We start from the raw sequence: 16,262 nt of genomic DNA, 5'->3' as shown, positions 1-16,262 counted from the left end.
TCATGACCTTTTTTGAAAAACTGATTGCTCAGACCCGTGAAAGCCGAGAATCGCTGGTGGCGATTCCGATCATCCAGGATTGCTTGCGCGGCAAGGTCGCCTTGCCCGCCTACATCGCATTCCTGCGCGAGGCCTACCACCACGTCAGCCATACCGTGCCACTGATGCATGCGTGCCGTGCCCGCATGCCGGCCCGGCTGGCCTGGATGCTGGCGCCCATCGACGAATACATCGAAGAGGAAACCGGGCACGACGCCTGGATCCTGAATGATCTGCGGGCGCTGGGGCAAGACGCTGACGAGATCCGCCTGGCCGGGCCTGGCCCCCAGACCGAGGTGATGGTGGCCTATGCCTATGACACGATCGCCCGCAAGAACCCGGTGGGATTTTTCGGGATGGTTCACGTGCTGGAAGGCACCAGCGTCGCGCTTGCGCTGAACGCAGCCGATCAGATCCAGCAAAATCTGGCGCTTCCGGCATCCGCCTTCAGCTATTTGCGCTCGCATGGCACGCTGGACCAGGAACACACCGCGCACTTCGCCGAACTGATGAACCGGCTGGATGATGCCGACGACCAGGCTGCGGTGATACACGCCGCCAACATGTTCTACGCGCTGTATGGCGCGATTTTCCGTGCATTGCCACGCGCGCAGACCCAAGCGGAGGCCGCATGAGCCCGCGCGATGCCTCCATCGTGTTGACCGGCGCCGCGGGCGGCCTGGGCAGCGCCATCGCTCGGCAACTGTTCGCGGAAGGCGCGCGTCTGCTTTTGATCGGGCGCACGGCGGGTCCGCTGCTGGCGCTGGCGCAATCGCTGAATGCCGGCGCGCAGGACCGCTCGCGCGTCGACGCCCTGGTGGTGGACGTGACGACGGATCACGGTCGTGCCGCGATCATCGACGCGGCCGCGGCCAGATGCGCGAACGTGCTGATCAACAACGCGGCGGTCGCGGCGTTCGGGCCCGCGCAGGCCGTGCAGACCGAAGACGCCCGTCGCGTGATGGAGACCAATGTCGTGGCGCCCATGATGCTGACGGCTGGAATGCTGCCGCTATTGCGTAGCCGTCCACGCGCCCAGGTGCTGAATATCGGATCGACGCTGGGCAGCCTCGGGGTGCCCGGCTTCTCGGTCTATGGCGCCAGCAAGGCCGCGCTTCGCATCTATACCGAGTCGCTGCGGCGCGAACTCGCGGACTCGACGGTACGGGTGCAGTACTACGCGCCCCGGGCGATTGAAACGCCCTTCAATTCGCGTGAGGTCCAGGCTTTCAACAACGCCACCGGCTCCGCCAGCGATACGCCGGAGACGGTCGCGGCTTGCGTGTCACGCATGCTGCACAGCGAATCGCGCCAAGGTTTCGCCGGCGGCTTCGAAGCAATTGCGGCGCGTTTGAACGGATTGTGTCCCGAGTGGCTGGACGGTGCATTCGCAAAGCACCGCCGCGCGCTCACGTCCTTGAAATTTCCCTCAGGAGCCTCTTCATGATTAAAAGATTTTCTTTGCTGCACGCGGCTGCCGGCCTGCTGGCGGGCGCCGCACTGTCCTTCTCGGCCTTTGCCGCGCCCGCTCCCGCAGAACTTGATCAGGGCATCCGAGCCCTGCAAGATGACTGGGCGGTGATCCAATACCAGACCCCCGCCAAGCAACGCGAGGCCCGCTTCGAGGCGCTGTCGCAATCGGCGCACGCGCTGACGGCGCGCTATGCCACCCGCGCAGAACCGCATATCTGGGAGGGCATCATCCTGAGCTCTTGGGCGGGCGCCAAAGGCGGGCTGGGTGCGCTGGGCTTGGCCAAGCAGGCCAAGGCGGAATATGAAACGGCGATCCAGATCGATAGCAAGGCGCTGGGCGGATCCGCCTTGAACAGCCTGGGCGTCCTGTACTACAAGGTGCCCGGCTGGCCGGTCGGGTTCGGCGACAACAAGAAAGCCGAAGCCTTGCTGCAACAGGCGCTGGCGCTGAATCCCGATGGAATCGACGCCAACTACTTCTATGCCGACTACCTGGTTTATCGGAACCGAAAGACGGAGGCCATTCCGTACCTTGAGAAAGCACTGAAGGCGCCGCCCCGGCCGGGCAGGGAAGTGGCGGATGCCGGGCGCAGACAGGAGGCCCAGGCGTTGCTGGATACGGTGCGATAGGGGCTTAAAATTCGGCAGTCTCATAAGCGAGTGACTCTGTGCACCCCAATCTACAAAATAGGAAAGGAACTGTTCGATGGAGATCGCTTCCATACCTGTACCCGGCGCACTTCATGTTTCTTTACGGTCTCTTCAACCCATTGATGCCGAAGCCTGGTCAGCATATTTGAGTAAGCCTGGCGTTATTGAACATACGAGCTGGGGTGACGTCAGTGCAACGGCTCTCGCGGCTCTCATCCAAGAATATGCCAAGCAACAAGATGCGCTGCGCTGGGCGATCGTGGATGCAGGCGAAACTTTGTTGGGCACGGTGGGACTGAATGAAATCGCTCGCTCCCACGGTCGAGCTGAACTTGCCTATGATCTCGCCCCAGAACATCGCGGTCGAGGCTTGGCGACGCAGGCAGCGCATGCTGTCATGCACTGGGCGCACGACATGCTGGGCCTTCAGCGTATCCAAGCCACCGTTCTTGATACCAATGAGTCGTCAATTGCTGTGCTGGAACGTCTGGGCATGCAACGCGAAGGTTTGTTGAGCGGTTACCGCAAGGTTCGGGGAGAGGCGCGTGACTTCTGGATGTACGCGGTGGTGTTTCCACGCTGAGATTCAGAGCGCCTTCTTGATGTCGAGGAGTGCGGAGCGCAGGTTCCGGCACCATCTCACGACGGCTAGCCCTGAAGCTGTTCCGTCTTATAGAACCGCTTCAGCTCAGCGCTTGTTGCCAGCTTTACCTTCGGTATATCAATGCTCTCGAACATTTCTGCATAGCGTCGGCGGTTGGTTCGCGTCACACCGACGATATGGTGAATCATCCGCCACTTCACTGAATCCTTGCCGCCCTCCAAGCCGCCACGCCGATCGTGCTCCCACCAGGTTCGACGAAGGTAACGAAACAGGCTGGTAAGCGTCGATGTGTCCAGCAGGATGAAGCCTGTGGCACGCTCCAGGCGTCGGTCCAAGCTGCGTGTGTAGTTGCCCTCGATAATCCATTTCTCTTGTTGAATGGCCTGTTGATGCAAGCGTAGGAATTCTGCCTCGGGCCGAGGCTGCCAATCGGTGTGTGGCGTGTGATAAAGCTGATCGAGATGAACGGCCGGCAGGCCCTGCTTGCGGGAGATAGCTTCCGCTAACGTCGATTTCCCGCTATTTGACGGACCCAGAAGACAGATTCGTGGACCCAGAGCGTTTAGTCTCATCATTGCGATGCCCGCATTTCTGTGCAGGCTGCATTTTCACACATGCGTTTCTTGCTGCACAAAGGCCTTCCGTCTAACGCTTGAATGCACAGGCCAAAGCCGCCGTAAACTTGCCCTTCCGCTCGCCGGCCTCGAACGTCGAGCCCGAACTTTCACACGGAAAACACATGGCGCTCTCGCTGCACGCTTTCGCTGATATCCCGACAGAGGACTGGCTAGGCTTGCTGGCCCACCCCGACGTGGTTCGTCATATGCCGCTAGACGGCGGCAACTGGACCGAGGATGCCGTCGCCGATTGGGCCAAGGGAAAAGACGCGCAGTGGCTGACCAACGGCTATGGACCTTGGGCCATTCGGATTGATGGCAGGTTTGCGGGCTGGGGCGGCTTTCAGAAGGAAGGCGACGAGGCCGACCTTGCATTGGTGCTGCTGCCGAAGTTTTGGGGGCAGGGCGCGATGATCTTTCGCCACGTCATGAGCCGCCGCCATGCGCTTGGTATCGGACCGGTAAGCATCCTGCTGCCGCCCAGCCGGTCACGACTGAGAGGTTTGGCCAGGCTAGGCTTTGAGTTTGTGGGTGAACTGGCCTACGAAGGTCAACGCTTTCTGAAGTTTCAAGCCGTCGGGTAAGCGTTGGGGTCGGGGCGGGGTCGGGAAAGATCCCCTTGATGCCAAGGCACCTTACCGTCGACACTTTCAATCTTCCCAGAATACGCACCAGCAAAATGACCACCTTAGCGGATCGCCCCAACACGGCATTAGTCGTTATTGACCTTCAAAACGGTGTCGTCGCGACCGCGCACCGACGGCTAGAGGTGCTTGGCGCGGTCAACGTTCTTATCGAGCGGGCACGAGCGGCGCGCGTGCCGGTTATCTGGATCCAGCATGCCGGCAAAGACCTGGAAGTGAATAGCGAAGCCTGGAAAATCGTTCCCGAACTTAGCCCGGCGCCAGGCGAGGATATTGTTGAAAAGCACTATCGCGACGCCTTTGAAGACACCCGGCTTGAGCAGGTGCTAGCAACGCATCGCGTGGGCAAGCTGGTTGTGACGGGCGCCCAGACGGACATGTGCGTTCGGTCTACGTTGCACGGTGCCTTGGCGCGTGGCTATGACGCGACGCTGGTTAGCGACGCTCACACAACAGTAGACATGACGCACAACGGTGCACCACCGCCTGCCGCCGTGATCAGCCATACGAATATGTACTGGGCAAATCAAAAGGCGCCGGGTCGCTCGGGCGGTGTTGTTGAAAGCCAGCACGTGGATTTCACACGATCCGGTTCTTGAACTCAGCCGCTCAGCCCGCGCAAGCGTCCGTGGCTGTGTTCGCCGGGTCGCTACACGCCTTCCACTTTTCCGGCGCCATAGCGGGCAGCAGCATCACCCGTGTCATCGGGTCCGGGTAGAAAAAGACGCGCCCTGGGTATTCGCCCATGGCTTGCCACACCTGCTTTTGCTGTGCCGGCGTCAAGACCGCGCCGTTGGGCGTGCCCTGCGCGGCTTCGGCCAGCACCATCTGCGTGTCAGGGTCCCAAGACATCATGTCGTCGTCCAGCGGCACATCGTCCTTGATCCTGACTACGCGCCACGGGTTTTCGGGCACCTCGACCGGTAGCGCGGCCAATGCTTCCCGATGCAAGGGAAAGAGGCGATCGGATGTTTGGCCCGGTGGCGTGGGATACGCGGTCAGCGCCAGGCTGACGCCAGGCGCATGGTAGTTGGGGCTTTGGCGCACGTATCGTGCCCCGGGCTTGCCTTGCGCATCCATGGTCTGGACCGCCACCGGCTGGTTCGAGGACAGCATGTCGATCACACGCAGCAAGCGGCCGGAGCCGTCCCGCACGTAGTGACGGCTGGGGCCGGCGCCTTGGGCCTCGCCGCAGCCATCGTCGATGAACGTGGTCAGTTGGCCCTTGGCGTCGCGTTGCAGGCAGGCGCGGCGGGTGGCGGTGTAGGGCTGCGCGCTGGATGCGCCGGCCTGTTGGTATTCGCGTTGGTATTCGCGTTGGTACTCGATGTACGCGGCCAATTCGCCCGCTGTGTCGTATGACAGCGCGAAGCCGCCATCAAGCACGGCCTGGCCGCGTAAGGCGCGATAGCGTTCCACGCGGCACAGGCGGCCGTCCGGGTCGAAGTACAGCTTGGTTGGCGCGGCGCCCGCGGTCTTGCCGCTGGCGCGATAGGCGGACCAGTCGACCTTGTCCGCCCAGGTGAGCGGCATCAGGTCGCCGGCGTCGTCGATCCAGGCAAGCTTGCGATGGGTCGGCACGCGCTCGCCGCGCTTGCCAAGCAGCACGCGGTCGTCGTCCAGGGCAATGAGGACGGGCACGGCGGGCAGGGTGGGCGTCACCGAGAAATCGGTATCGACCGGGCCGCAGGCGGCGTGGCCCGTTGAGGCGAACAGCACCGGCGTGGCGGCCAACAACAGCATCAAGACGCGCGGCAGCTTACGCATATTGCAGCGCGTCCATGAACTTCACCAAGTCCCAGAATTCCTTGGACACGCCACCCAGACGCAACGTGCCGTGGCTGTCTTCAAAGAGCAAGAAGGGGTAGGCGTTGCGCTCGAACACGCCCGGGTCCGGCAACCGGTAGGGGTTGAAAATCTCTGGATTATCGAAGTAGCGTTCCAGCCGCCCGCCACCATCCACATGCATGTAACGCACGCGCAAAGTCTGCGACTTGTATGCGGCCTGCGTGTCGGGATACACGCCGCCATCACCGGCCACTACCGATTGGGACAAGGCGCCCAGGAACACGCGCAGGATGCCTACGAAACGGATTTCCCCGTGCGTGCTTGCACCCGGCGCCTGCACCAGCGACTTGACCACTTGCGTGGCGCGCGAGCCGGGCACCAGCGTCTTGGCGAACAGCGCGTCGATGTCGGCATTGGCCGGGTCGGGCGACTGGCGCAGTGTCTGGAGGTCTTGCCGGAAGGCGTCCAGCCATTGCTGGTAGCGCTGGTTCTCCAGTTGGCGGTCAAACGGCTGGGCAGGTACTTCGGCGGCAGGTAGCTCAGCCGGACGCACTTCTGCCACATGCACTTCTGCCACATGCACTTCGGCCACATGCAGGTCGGCCGCACGTAGCGCGCCGACATGCAGCGCCATCAATGCGGCCAGGGCAAGCATGCCGATGCGCCAAGGCCAAGCGCCAAATGCATGAATGGGGGAGGAAGGGTGTGTGCGCATAGGAGAGCGATGATACTGCCGCGTTCACCGTCTGCCCATCCCGCCCGAACGACTCCCGTCCCGGCGTCAGTACGTGTAGCTGATCCCCAGTTGCGCGGTACGCGGCGCGCCCGGATACACGTAGGTGTTGAACGCGCCCTCGTCGTAATTGCGATTGAACAGATTCGTCACGTCCAGGTTCACGCGCAGGTTCTTGTTGACCTGATAGAAACTGAAGAGGTCGACGGCCACGTAGGCGCCCATGTTGTACGACGTGGCAACGGTCTGGCCGGCACGGTCGTCCACATAGCGCACGCCCACACCCAGGCCCAGGCCGCGTGCCGGGCCTTCGTGGAACTCGTACATGTTGAGCAGGCTGAACGTGTTGCGCGGGATGTTGGCCAGGCGCGTACCCGTGGGCAGCGTATTGTCCTTCGTCACCTTGGCGTCCACGAATGAATAGCCGCCGATCACGCGCCATTCGCGCGTGATGTTGCCCGCCACGTTCAGATCAAAGCCCCGACTGCGCACTTCGCCGGCCGCCACCCGGTAGGTGGAGTCGGCGGGGTCGACGGTCAGCACGTTGGTCTTGTCGATCTGGTAGGCCGCCACGTCCACGCTTAGCTGTTGGTCCAGCAGTTCCCATTTGGCGCCCACTTCAAAAGACTTGCCCTTTTCAGGGTCGAAACCATTGCCCTGGCGGTCCGCGCCCGTGTTCGGCTTGTACGAGCGAGCCGTGTTGGCGTAGACGGCCAGCGTGTCGGTCAGGTCGTAGATCACGCCCAGGCGGGGCGTGATGGCCGAATCCGTGGCGCGCCAGCTTGCGCCTGTGGGAAGCCGGTCGCGGTACGTGTGTTCAAAGTGCTCGAAGCGCAAGCCGGCCAGCACCTTGAAGCGCTCGGTCAACGCCACCTGATCCTGCACGAAGGCGGCCCAGGTCTTGAGGTTTTCCTTGTCGTGCGTGGTGGTGCGGGTCAGGGCAGGGCGCGGTTGCCCCAATACCGGATCGAAGAGGTCGATCGGGTAGGCATTGGCGCCCGCCGCCGAACGCTGGATGATCGACTGGTAGTCGTAGTCTTCCACTTCCACCCCGGTCAGCAAGGTGTGGCGCAGCCCGCCGGTGTTGAAGTTGCCGGTCAGGTTCAGTTGGACGTCGCGGTCGGTCCAATCCAGCTTGCGGTAGTTGAAGTTGCGGCCCAGCGTGCGGCCGTCGGCTTGCAGCGCGTTGGCTTCAACCGCGTTGCCCTTCAAGGTGCCATCCAGCCACTGCGCCCCGCCGCCCAGCTTCCAGTTGTCGTTCAGCGCGTGTTCAAAGCGCAGTTGCACCAGGTTGTTGTCGTTGTGCAGCTTGTTGTCGGTACCGGTTTCCCAAACGTTGGTGTCGCGCGAGGCGCGTCCGGCCTGGTTGGGATAGCGGGTCAGGCCACGATCCAGCGGGTGGTTGTTGCGCATCAGCTCGGCTTCCAGCGTGATGCGGGTGGCGGCGCTGGGCTGCCAACTGATCACGGGCGCAATGCCATAGCGTTCGGTGCTGACGTCGTCACGAAAGCTGTCGCCGCCTTCGGCCAGCGCGTTGACGCGGTAGGTCAGGCTGCCGTCCTCGTTCAGCGCGCCGGTGGTGTCAAGGGTGGCGCGGCGCATGCCTTGCGTGTTGAACTGCGTGCCCACGGTCACGCGCGATTCTGCTTCGGGCTGCTTGGTGACCACGTTGAACGTGCCGCCGGGGTCACCCCGGCCATACAGGCTGGTGTTGGGGCCACGGATCACTTCAAGGCGTTCCAGCGTGTAGGAATCGGGCGCGTTGGGATAGCCGCGATTCATGGGAAAGCCGTTGCGGTAGTACTCGCCGGTGGTGAAGCCGCGCACGGTGACGGTGGTCAGCCCCTGTCCGCCAAAGTTGTTGGCGCGGCCGACGCCGCCGGCGTAGTCCAGCACTTGTTCTAAGCGCGTTGCACTGGTGTCCTCGACCACGTCACGCGGCACCACGCTGATGGATTGCGGCACGTCGTGCAGCGCGGTGTCGGTGCGCGTGGCGCTTAGCGAACGGGTGGCGCGATAGCCGATCACCGGACCATCGGCGCGCTCGGCATCGCCATACACGCTGACCGCATCCAGTTCGATGGGCTTGGCCTCGCCGATGTCATTGGCCAGCACCACGGGAACTGCCGTGTTCAGTAAACATGCCGAGAGGATGACGCGCCGCATTCCAGGATCCGAGAATTTTTGAAAGAGGCGCGATCTTACTATTAGTGCGATCGATTCGCATTTGCAACAAATGGTGTGCGGGGTCGATGTCGGGTTTTAACAACGGGGCGGCGAGCAGCCTTGGCCCGAAGCGGGTAGCAGGCTGCTGGCGCTAGGACGCGGCCTCTACCCCTATCCAATCCAGGAAGGCGCGCACTTCCGGGCGGTCCGCAGCATCTGGCCGGGTCACGGTGTAGTAAGCGAATCGCGCGGGCCACGGCTTGTCCAGCACCTGCACGAGCCGACCCGCCGCGATTTCATCTTGGGCATAGGCTTCTGGAACCAGCGCCAGGCCCTGGCCCGCCTCTGCTGCGCGGATCAGCAAGAAGTCATCCTCAAATGCGTTGCCGCGTTCGGCGCGCGCGTCGTCATCGACCCCGTGCGCCTTCAGCCAAAGCGGCCAGTCCGCGCGGTCGGAATCGTGTAGCAGGGGATAGTTCAGGCAATCGCGGGCTTCACGGATCACGGCCTGCTGGTTCTGCATAAAGGTGGGCGAAGCCACCGGCATCAAGACGGGCGCCATCAGCGGCCTGACCTCCAACCCGGGATAGTCGCCCAGCCCATGGCGCAAGGCCACGTCCACGCGATCACGGCGCAGGTCAACCAGGTCAGACGTGGCTTCCACGCGGACTTCGATATCAGGATGCAATTGCTTGAAGCGCCCCAGCCGGGGCACCAGCCAAGACGCCGCAAACGCGGCCACTGTACTGACCGTCAGACTCTTGCCGCCCTTGGCTGCTTCCAAGGCATGCACGGCCTGGTCAATTTGAAGGAACGCATTCTGTACCTTGGGATGAAAGCTTGCGCCCGCAGCGGTCAGGCGCATGCCAAGGCGCTCGCGCTCCAGCAATACGACGCCCAGGCGGTCTTCCAGCAATCGAATTTGTTGGCTCACCGCGCCAGGCGTGACATGCAGCGCCTGTGCCGCAGCCTTGATGCTGCCGCGCTGTCCCACTTCCACAAAGGTGCGCAGCGCTTGCAAGGGATAGGTCATAGGAAGTTTAGATTTACTAAATTTAATCAGTAGAAAGCATCGCTTCTATCCACGCATTGAAAGGATGAGAATTCATGCTCTCCCTGCGAACCCAGTAATTTAGTTTATCTATAGCCGCTATGTTGCATCTTTATTCCGACAGCTCGCCCAATGGCTTCAAGGCAAGCATTGCACTTGAAGAGCTTTCCTTGCCTTATCGCCTGCACCACGTACGCATCGATGAAGGCGAACATCGCCAGCCGGACTTTCTTGCGCTGAACCCCCATGGCCGCATTCCCGTGCTGACGGACAGCGAGACGGGCGTGGTGCTTTTTGAGTCCGCGGCCATTCTGCTGTACCTGGCCGACAAGACGGGCAAGCTGCTGCCCTCGGGCCCGCTTGCCCGCTGGGAAGCCATCAAGTGGTTGCAGTTTCATGCCTCCAGCGTGGGGCCGATGCTGGGCCAGCGCGTGCACTTCGAGCTCTTTGCGCCGGAACCCATTCCCAGCGCCATCGACCGATATCGGCGTCTTACCGAAGACGCGTTCGCGGTGCTGGATCGCGTGCTGGCAAATCGCGCTTATCTGGCCGGTGACGACTATTCCATTGCGGACATTGCCCATTTCGGCTGGACGCACATCGCGCGAATCATCCATTTCGACTTCAGCCGGCATCGTCACTTGAGCGCATGGCACGAGCGCGTGGCGGATCGACCCGCCGTACGCAAGGGCATCACGTTGCCGGCGCCGGCAACCGGCCCGTGAAGACAAGGCACTGCCCGATCACAACCCGATCACGACCCAATCACACAACTCAATGAACGCAACCCACTTCCCCGCACCCACGAGCGGCGCGTGCTACGCCGCTTTTTACGCACACCCCGGATACCGTCGCATGTTCGCGCCGGATAAATTGACCGTTGGCATCTTCCTGCCACTGCGCCACTACGCCGGGGACATGGCCGTGCTCGCCGGCCAGGCAGATCTTGTCAGCCAGATCGACAGGCAGGGCTTTGCTGCCGTGTGGGTCCGTGACGTGCCCTTGTTCGATCCGTCCTTTGGGGATGCCGGGCAGGTGTTCGACCCTTTCACCTATCTGGCCTATCTGGCCGCGCGTACGAAGCACGTGGCGCTGGCAAGCGGCAGCGCCGTCGTCTCTTTGCGTCACCCCATCGACCTGGCCAAAGCCGCCACAACGATTGATCAGTTGTCTGGCGGCCGCCTGGTGATGGGCGTGGCGTCGGGCGACAGACCGATTGAGTTCCCGGCTTATGGGCTGGAACACGGGGATCGGGCAGAGCGCTTCGCCCAAGCGCTCAGCTACATGCGCCAGCTTATGCAGGCCGGGCCGTTGGCCATCGATTCGCCGCTGGGTCATTTCAAGGGCGCCGAGTTCCTGCCCAAGCCCGTCGCGGGCGCGATTCCGATGATGGTGACGGGCTCGTCCGGCCAGTCGCTCGCGTGGATTGCCGAGCACGCGGACGGTTGGCTGACGTATCCCAATGCGACCCATACCGCCACAGGCCCCCAGCATCTGGCGGAAAAAATCCGTGCCTGGCGCGACCTTGTTCCCGGGGGCGCATTCCGCCCGCACATGACCAACGAATGGATAGACCTGGTGGATGACCCCGACTATCCGCGTACGCCGTTGCATGGCGGCTATGTGCTGCGCACGGGGCGCAAGGGCCTGATGGCGTTGCTGGAAGCGTGGCAGGCGGCGGGGGTGAACCACGCCGCCCTGGGGATACAGTTTTCGCAGCGCCCGGCATCCGAGGTGTTGGAGGAGCTGGCCGCCGACGTGTTGCCGCATTTTCCATCGCACGGGGCGGTGCCTGCGTCGACGGTTGCGTGGTGAAGGCCTTAATTCACCTGGATCTTCGCGCTGTCGATGATCTGCTTCCAGCGTCGTGTTTCCTCGGCGGACAGCTTCGCCAGGTCTTCGCTGCTGCCCGGGAACGGCACCGCACCTTGCTCAGCCAGTTGCTCCACCATCGCCTTGTCGCGGGCCAGGGCGACGACCGTGTCCTGTAGCTTGCGCAGCACCTGCGGATCGGTGCCGGCTGGCGCCATCACGCCGTACCAGGACTCGACGACCGCGTTTTTCACACCGGCCTCGGCCAGCGTGGGAATATCGGCGATGGAATCGCTGCGCTTGTCGCTGGCCACCGCCAGCACCCGCACCTGCCCTGACTTCACGTAGGGCAGCACATTCGGCAGGTTGGCGAACAGCACCTGTACCTGGCCCGACAGCAGGTCCGACGTCGCCGGCCCCGCGCCGCGATATGGCACGTGCTCGAAGCGGGCGCCAGAACGGAACATGAACAGCTCGCCCGTCATGTGATTGACCGAACCGATGCCGGCCGATGCCATGTTCAGCTTGCCGGGATTTGCCTTGCCATAGGCCACCAGCTCGGCCACGGTCGTGGCCGGTGTGTCCTTGGACACCGCCAGCACATTGGGTACCGTCGAGAACAGCGCTACCGGCGCGAAATCCTTGTCAGCGTTGTAGGGCAGGTTTTTCGATATCAGCGGCTGAATCGACTGTTGCCCCATCGTCGCCAGCAGCAGGGTATAGCCGTCCGGCGCCGCTTTGGCCACGAAGTTGGCGCCGATGCTGCCACCCCCGCCGGGCTTGTTTTCAACAATGACTGTCTGCCCCAGCGTCTCGGACATGTGATGAGCCAGCAAGCGTCCCATCAGGTTCACCGTGCCACCCGGGGCGAATGGAACAACCAGCGTGATCGGCTTGCTGGGATAGTCAGCAGCTGCGTGGGCCAACGGGTTGAGGCTGATGGCCGCGGTCAGCGCCGCGGCAAAAGAAAGTACTTTGACTTTGAACATGATTGAATTCCCCTTGCCTTGGTTGATTTATACGGCGATGCCTCAGGCGGCGGCTACGCCAGATTCCTGCTTGACCAGCGCATTGACGCGCCGGCGCAGCATTTCGCTGGCGTCGGCGGCGCGTTGCCGTGCAGCGTCAATCACCGCCTGATGTGCGTCGAGAATCGTCTGTTGTTCCCGCAGATGCAGCCGCACCGATTGCGGTGCCGGGCCACCGAGCGACACACGCGCGGCCACGTTGCGCACCGGATCCAGGCAGGCGGCGATGTCGTCGGCCGCCAGTGCCACCGGCCGGCCCAACTGTTCTTGCGCAGCGGTCGAAATCATTGCCGGGGTGATGGCGTGCGCCGGCAAGTTCTGCTCCAGCGCCTGCCGAACCACCGCGCCGATGATGTGGTGCGCATCGCGAAACGAGGCGTCGGCCTTGCGCACCAACAGGTCCGCAAGATCGGTCACGGTCGAGAAGTCATCCGCTGCGCGTGCCGCCATGCGCGCGCGGTTGGGTTCGACCTGCTCCACCAGCAGGCGCATCAGCTCCAGCGCCTTCAGTGCCTCTTCGCAGGCCTCCCAGCAGGTGCGGGTGCTTTCCCGGCTGCTGTCGCCGGAGTGGGTGAAATGGGTGGACTTGACCGTGGACAGCGCCGCGCTGGTCAGGCCGATCAGGTGGCCCGTCTTGCCGCGCAGGTATTCCAGCACCGCTGGGTTCTTCTTCTGCGGCATGATGCTGGACGTGCTGGCGATACTGTCCGGGAACGACAGGTAGCCGAATTCGGGCGTGGACCAGATATAGAAATCCTGCACCATGCGGCTGCAGGTCACCATCATGATCGACAGCGTTGCGCTGAGTTCCAGCGCGAAATCGCGGGACGCCACGGCATCCAGCGCATTGGCCAACGGCGCGCTGAAGCCCAGCATGGCGCTGGTGTCGGCGCGATCGATCGGAAACGACGTGCCTGCCAAGGCGCAGGCCCCCAGCGGCGAGGCGTCGGCCGTGTCCAGCGCGTGCGCCAGCCGACGGATATCGCGCGACCAGGCATCCACCAACGCCGACAGGTAATAGCCATAGGTAATGGGTTGCGCCGCCTGCATGTGGGTGTAGCCCGGCATCACCCAATCGGCATAGCGCTCGGCCTGAGCCAAGGCGACGCGCGCCACCTCGATCAGCGCGGTGCCGATGCGGGCGGCGAAATCGCGGGCTCGCATGCGGTCGATGGTGGCGCCGATGTCATTGCGGCTTCTTGCGGTGTGCAGCCTGCCGCCCAGCTCCTGGCCCACCGCTTTGATCAGGTGCGCCTCGTAGTTGAAATAGGCTTCCTCGCGCGCCGGGTCCAGTTCAACCGCATGGGGGCCGTCGGCCTGCATCGTGAGCAGCGCGCGCGCCAGACGCAGCGTGGCGTCGTGCTCAAGAATGCCTTGCTCGCGCAGCATCAGCAGATGCGCCAGGTTGATCTGGGTGAGCATCTCGAAATTGGTGAAGAACTCCCGGTTCAGGCGCGGAAGGAAAATGTGCTGCAGCACTTCTTTGGCGAGGGGTTGCTTAAGGCGGGCACTGACTTTGGATTCCATATCGGTCCGGTGGCTGTGAGGCTTAAAACCGTAGTCTCCCGCCGCGCCAATTCATGCGTCAAATCAGAGTTTTACGGCTTCAAATACAAAAATGATATGATTTGAACGCCCGTTTTCGGATCTGGTCCCGCGCATGAATTTCAAACAAGTCGAGGCTTTTCGGGCCGTCATGATGACCCGCTCCATGACCACCGCGGCGGGCCTGCTGCACACGTCGCAACCGAACGTCAGCCGCTGGATCGCGCTGCTTGAAATGGCCCTGGGCTTCGTGCTTTTCCAGCGGGTCGGCACCCGCATCATCCCCACGCCCGAAGCCGAAGCGTTCTACGCCGACGTCGAACGCGCCTTCATCGGCCTTGAATCGCTGAACGACAGCGCCAGTTCCATACGCCGTCGTGGCACCGGCCTGTTGCGCGTCGGCGCGGTCGGCTCCATCACCCAGTGCGTGTTGCCCGACGCGATCGCGCTGTTCCGGCACAAGTTCTCGGACATCCCGGTGGTGGTCAACACCGGCGGTTCGGACGTGGTCGCCAAGTGGCTGGCCACCGGCGTCTGCGACATCGGCTTTTGTTCGCTGCATACCGATCTGCCCGGCGTGCGCTACGAGCGCATCAACACGGCCCATGGCGTCGGCATCGTGCCGCGCACCCATCGGCTCGCAGCGAAACGGCGGTTGATGCCGACGGACTTCCGCGACGAGAACTTCATCTCGCTACCCACCGGCAGTTTCAACCGCGCCGCCATCGATCGCCTCTTTCCCGACGATGCGCGCATCCTCTCGATCGAAACCCCCTACGCCACCACCATCTGCAGCATGGTCGCCAAGGGGTTGGGCGTCTCTATCGTCAACCCCGTGGTGCCGCGCGCCCTGGGCATTTCCGCGCTGCGTGAAATCCCGTTTTCGGAAAAGGTGGAATTTCATAGCTATGCCGTTACCTCCGACCACTTCCCGGTCAGCACGTTAGCGCGGCGTATGGCCGAATGCGTGCGCGAGACCTTGGCCGCGGTCAATGCGCCGGCCAAGCGACGCTGACGGCCGGCCCAGGTCAAACAAAGATCATCGGCTCTTCGAGATCACACCCGTCATGTATTTATTCAAATCGCGAAAGTCCTGAACCGTCCAGGTGTGCGGCGCCAGCTTCACACCGTTCTCTCGCAAGGTTCGCGGGATCAGGTCTCCATTGGGGCGGAGTATTACCGACGACACAATGACGCCGGGGTAGTCACTAAGCCGCTTCTTGAAAGCGGCGGTGGTCAGGTCAGGCGTGGGCGGATTGCTCTTCTTGGCCAATGGCCCGGTCCCTTTGATATCCGCGCCATGGCACATGGCACATCGCTGCGTAAAGAGATTTTTTCCGTTGATGTTCTGCGCGTAGGAGAGGGGAGATTGCGTCAGCGCCACGGCTCCCAGCGTAGCGATGCCTATTGCCCTTAGGTTCATTTGGTCTTGTTGGGTCGATGTTGGTCGATATGAGGGACGCATTGTCGCAGAAGGCGGGGGCTGTCCTGGCAACAACAACTGGACCATGAAAATTTTTCGGCACGATCAATAATGATTACAATTCCCATTCGTAAATTTGGGAAGCGATCGCGCTGCCGCCATGTCGTCCTTGGAATCTCTGGAGCACCGCGAGCTGGGCTTGCTCTACCGCGACCACCACGGGTGGCTGCGGAGTTGGCTGCAACGGCGCTTGAGCGTGCCCGCCGAAGCTGCTGACCTGACGCAGGACACCTTCATGCGCCTGCTGGCATCGCCGGCGTCGATGGCGCAGTTGCAGGGCGTGCGGCAACCGCGCAGTTTTCTGGCAACGGTGGCGCAGCGCACGTTGGTGGATCACATCCGCCGCCAAGTCTTGGAACGCGCCTGGCTGGAAACGCTGGCGCAGCAACCCGAGGCGCACGCCATTTCCCCCGAGACGCAGGCCATCCTGCTGGAAACCATCCGCGAGATCGACGCCATGCTGCACGGCCTGGGGCACAAGGTGCGACGCGCCTTCCTGATGTCTCAGCTTGAAGGCGCCAGCTATACGGACATCGCCGGGCAGTTGGGCGTCACGGTCAGTTCGGTCAAGAAGTACATGGCGCGCGCCACCGAGCATTGCCTGGTGTATGCCTTGGAAAGGCAGTAG

At 62.7% G+C, this 16,262-nt stretch carries 19 protein-coding genes; 11 read left to right on the top strand and 8 right to left on the bottom strand.

Annotated features, from left to right (window positions below; genetic code table 11):
- Positions 1-2: 2 nt before the first annotated feature.
- The 4 genes from M2361_RS10415 to M2361_RS10400 all read left to right on the top strand — a co-directional run bounded on the left by M2361_RS10415 (position 3) and on the right by M2361_RS10400 (position 2,746).
- Positions 3-674 carry a TenA family transcriptional regulator gene (locus M2361_RS10415; RefSeq protein WP_259248761.1) on the top strand — a complete coding sequence of 224 codons (672 nt, stop codon included), beginning with the start codon at positions 3-5 and terminating at the stop codon, positions 672-674.
- Positions 671-1,486, top strand: coding sequence for an SDR family oxidoreductase (locus M2361_RS10410; RefSeq protein WP_259248759.1), 816 nt, complete (start codon positions 671-673; stop codon positions 1,484-1,486). The genes M2361_RS10415 and M2361_RS10410 overlap by 4 nt, the downstream gene beginning before the upstream one ends.
- Positions 1,483-2,142: a hypothetical protein gene (locus tag M2361_RS10405; protein ID WP_259248757.1), complete on the top strand. Its 660-nt coding sequence runs from the start codon at positions 1,483-1,485 to the stop codon at positions 2,140-2,142. The genes M2361_RS10410 and M2361_RS10405 overlap by 4 nt, the downstream gene beginning before the upstream one ends.
- Positions 2,143-2,218: 76 nt before the next feature.
- Positions 2,219-2,746, top strand: a complete 528-nt coding sequence (locus M2361_RS10400; protein ID WP_259248755.1) for a GNAT family N-acetyltransferase — start codon at positions 2,219-2,221, stop codon at positions 2,744-2,746.
- Positions 2,747-2,811: 65 nt separating this feature from the next.
- Here M2361_RS10400 and M2361_RS10395 read toward each other — a convergent pair whose 3' ends face one another.
- Positions 2,812-3,342: an AAA family ATPase gene (locus M2361_RS10395; RefSeq protein ID WP_259248753.1), complete on the bottom strand. Its 531-nt coding sequence runs from the start codon at positions 3,340-3,342 to the stop codon at positions 2,812-2,814.
- A gap of 164 nt (positions 3,343-3,506) precedes the next feature.
- On the opposite strand from M2361_RS10395, the gene M2361_RS10390 reads away from it, so the two are divergent.
- Together M2361_RS10390 and M2361_RS10385 are read left to right on the top strand one after the other, a co-directional pair.
- Complete coding sequence (locus tag M2361_RS10390; RefSeq protein ID WP_259248751.1) at positions 3,507-3,968, top strand: GNAT family N-acetyltransferase; 462 nt, start codon at positions 3,507-3,509, stop codon at positions 3,966-3,968.
- A gap of 95 nt (positions 3,969-4,063) precedes the next feature.
- On the top strand, positions 4,064-4,627 hold the full coding sequence (locus M2361_RS10385) for a cysteine hydrolase family protein (protein WP_259248749.1): 564 nt from the start codon (positions 4,064-4,066) through the stop codon (positions 4,625-4,627).
- 10 nt (positions 4,628-4,637) lie between these two features.
- On the opposite strand, the gene M2361_RS10380 is transcribed toward M2361_RS10385, so the two are convergent.
- The 4 genes from M2361_RS10380 to M2361_RS10365 all read right to left on the bottom strand — a co-directional run bounded on the left by M2361_RS10380 (position 4,638) and on the right by M2361_RS10365 (position 9,748).
- Positions 4,638-5,795: a hypothetical protein gene (locus M2361_RS10380; RefSeq protein WP_259248747.1), complete on the bottom strand. Its 1,158-nt coding sequence runs from the start codon at positions 5,793-5,795 to the stop codon at positions 4,638-4,640.
- Positions 5,788-6,471 carry a cytochrome P450 gene (locus tag M2361_RS10375; RefSeq protein WP_259248746.1) on the bottom strand — a complete coding sequence of 228 codons (684 nt, stop codon included), beginning with the start codon at positions 6,469-6,471 and terminating at the stop codon, positions 5,788-5,790. The genes M2361_RS10380 and M2361_RS10375 overlap by 8 nt, the downstream gene beginning before the upstream one ends.
- Before the next feature lie 126 nt (positions 6,472-6,597).
- Positions 6,598-8,715 (bottom strand): TonB-dependent siderophore receptor, encoded by a 2,118-nt coding sequence (locus M2361_RS10370; RefSeq protein ID WP_259248744.1) that lies wholly within the window; start codon positions 8,713-8,715, stop codon positions 6,598-6,600.
- A gap of 151 nt (positions 8,716-8,866) precedes the next feature.
- Positions 8,867-9,748, bottom strand: coding sequence for a LysR substrate-binding domain-containing protein (locus M2361_RS10365; RefSeq protein ID WP_259248741.1), 882 nt, complete (start codon positions 9,746-9,748; stop codon positions 8,867-8,869).
- A gap of 119 nt (positions 9,749-9,867) precedes the next feature.
- Here M2361_RS10365 and M2361_RS10360 point away from each other — a divergent pair, with 119 nt between their 5' ends.
- Both M2361_RS10360 and M2361_RS10355 read left to right on the top strand, forming a co-directional pair.
- Complete coding sequence (locus M2361_RS10360) at positions 9,868-10,491, top strand: glutathione S-transferase family protein (RefSeq protein WP_259248739.1); 624 nt, start codon at positions 9,868-9,870, stop codon at positions 10,489-10,491.
- A gap of 130 nt (positions 10,492-10,621) precedes the next feature.
- Positions 10,622-11,581 carry an LLM class oxidoreductase gene (locus M2361_RS10355; protein WP_259248738.1) on the top strand — a complete coding sequence of 320 codons (960 nt, stop codon included), beginning with the start codon at positions 10,622-10,624 and terminating at the stop codon, positions 11,579-11,581.
- A 5-nt stretch (positions 11,582-11,586) separates the two neighbouring features.
- Here the strand turns inward: M2361_RS10355 and M2361_RS10350 are convergent, their stop codons facing one another.
- Together M2361_RS10350 and argH are read right to left on the bottom strand one after the other, a co-directional pair.
- Positions 11,587-12,567 carry a tripartite tricarboxylate transporter substrate binding protein gene (locus M2361_RS10350; RefSeq protein ID WP_259248736.1) on the bottom strand — a complete coding sequence of 327 codons (981 nt, stop codon included), beginning with the start codon at positions 12,565-12,567 and terminating at the stop codon, positions 11,587-11,589.
- A 42-nt stretch (positions 12,568-12,609) separates the two neighbouring features.
- Positions 12,610-14,028: an argininosuccinate lyase gene (gene argH, locus M2361_RS10345; protein WP_259248735.1), complete on the bottom strand. Its 1,419-nt coding sequence runs from the start codon at positions 14,026-14,028 to the stop codon at positions 12,610-12,612.
- Between argH and M2361_RS10340 the strand changes: the two genes are divergently transcribed.
- Positions 14,002-14,238, top strand: a complete 237-nt coding sequence (locus tag M2361_RS10340) for a hypothetical protein (RefSeq protein ID WP_259248733.1) — start codon at positions 14,002-14,004, stop codon at positions 14,236-14,238. The two genes, argH and M2361_RS10340, sit on opposite strands and share 27 nt — an antisense overlap.
- A gap of 28 nt (positions 14,239-14,266) precedes the next feature.
- Entirely contained in the window at positions 14,267-15,166 is a 900-nt protein-coding gene (locus M2361_RS10335) for a LysR substrate-binding domain-containing protein (RefSeq protein WP_259248732.1), read from the top strand.
- Positions 15,167-15,190: 24 nt separating this feature from the next.
- Here M2361_RS10335 and M2361_RS10330 read toward each other — a convergent pair whose 3' ends face one another.
- The gene (locus M2361_RS10330; RefSeq protein WP_259248731.1) at positions 15,191-15,574 is read right to left on the bottom strand and encodes a cytochrome c; all 384 of its coding nucleotides are present in this window, start codon (positions 15,572-15,574) and stop codon (positions 15,191-15,193) included.
- A gap of 160 nt (positions 15,575-15,734) precedes the next feature.
- Between M2361_RS10330 and M2361_RS10325 the strand changes: the two genes are divergently transcribed.
- Positions 15,735-16,262, top strand: a complete 528-nt coding sequence (locus tag M2361_RS10325) for a sigma-70 family RNA polymerase sigma factor (RefSeq protein ID WP_259248728.1) — start codon at positions 15,735-15,737, stop codon at positions 16,260-16,262.

It is taken from the genome of Achromobacter sp. JUb104, assembly GCF_024806975.1.
Taxonomy (GTDB): domain Bacteria; phylum Pseudomonadota; class Gammaproteobacteria; order Burkholderiales; family Burkholderiaceae_B; genus Achromobacter; species Achromobacter spanius.
Note: the sequence above shows the minus strand (reverse complement) of the source record. Positions and strands in the feature narration are given on the sequence as shown.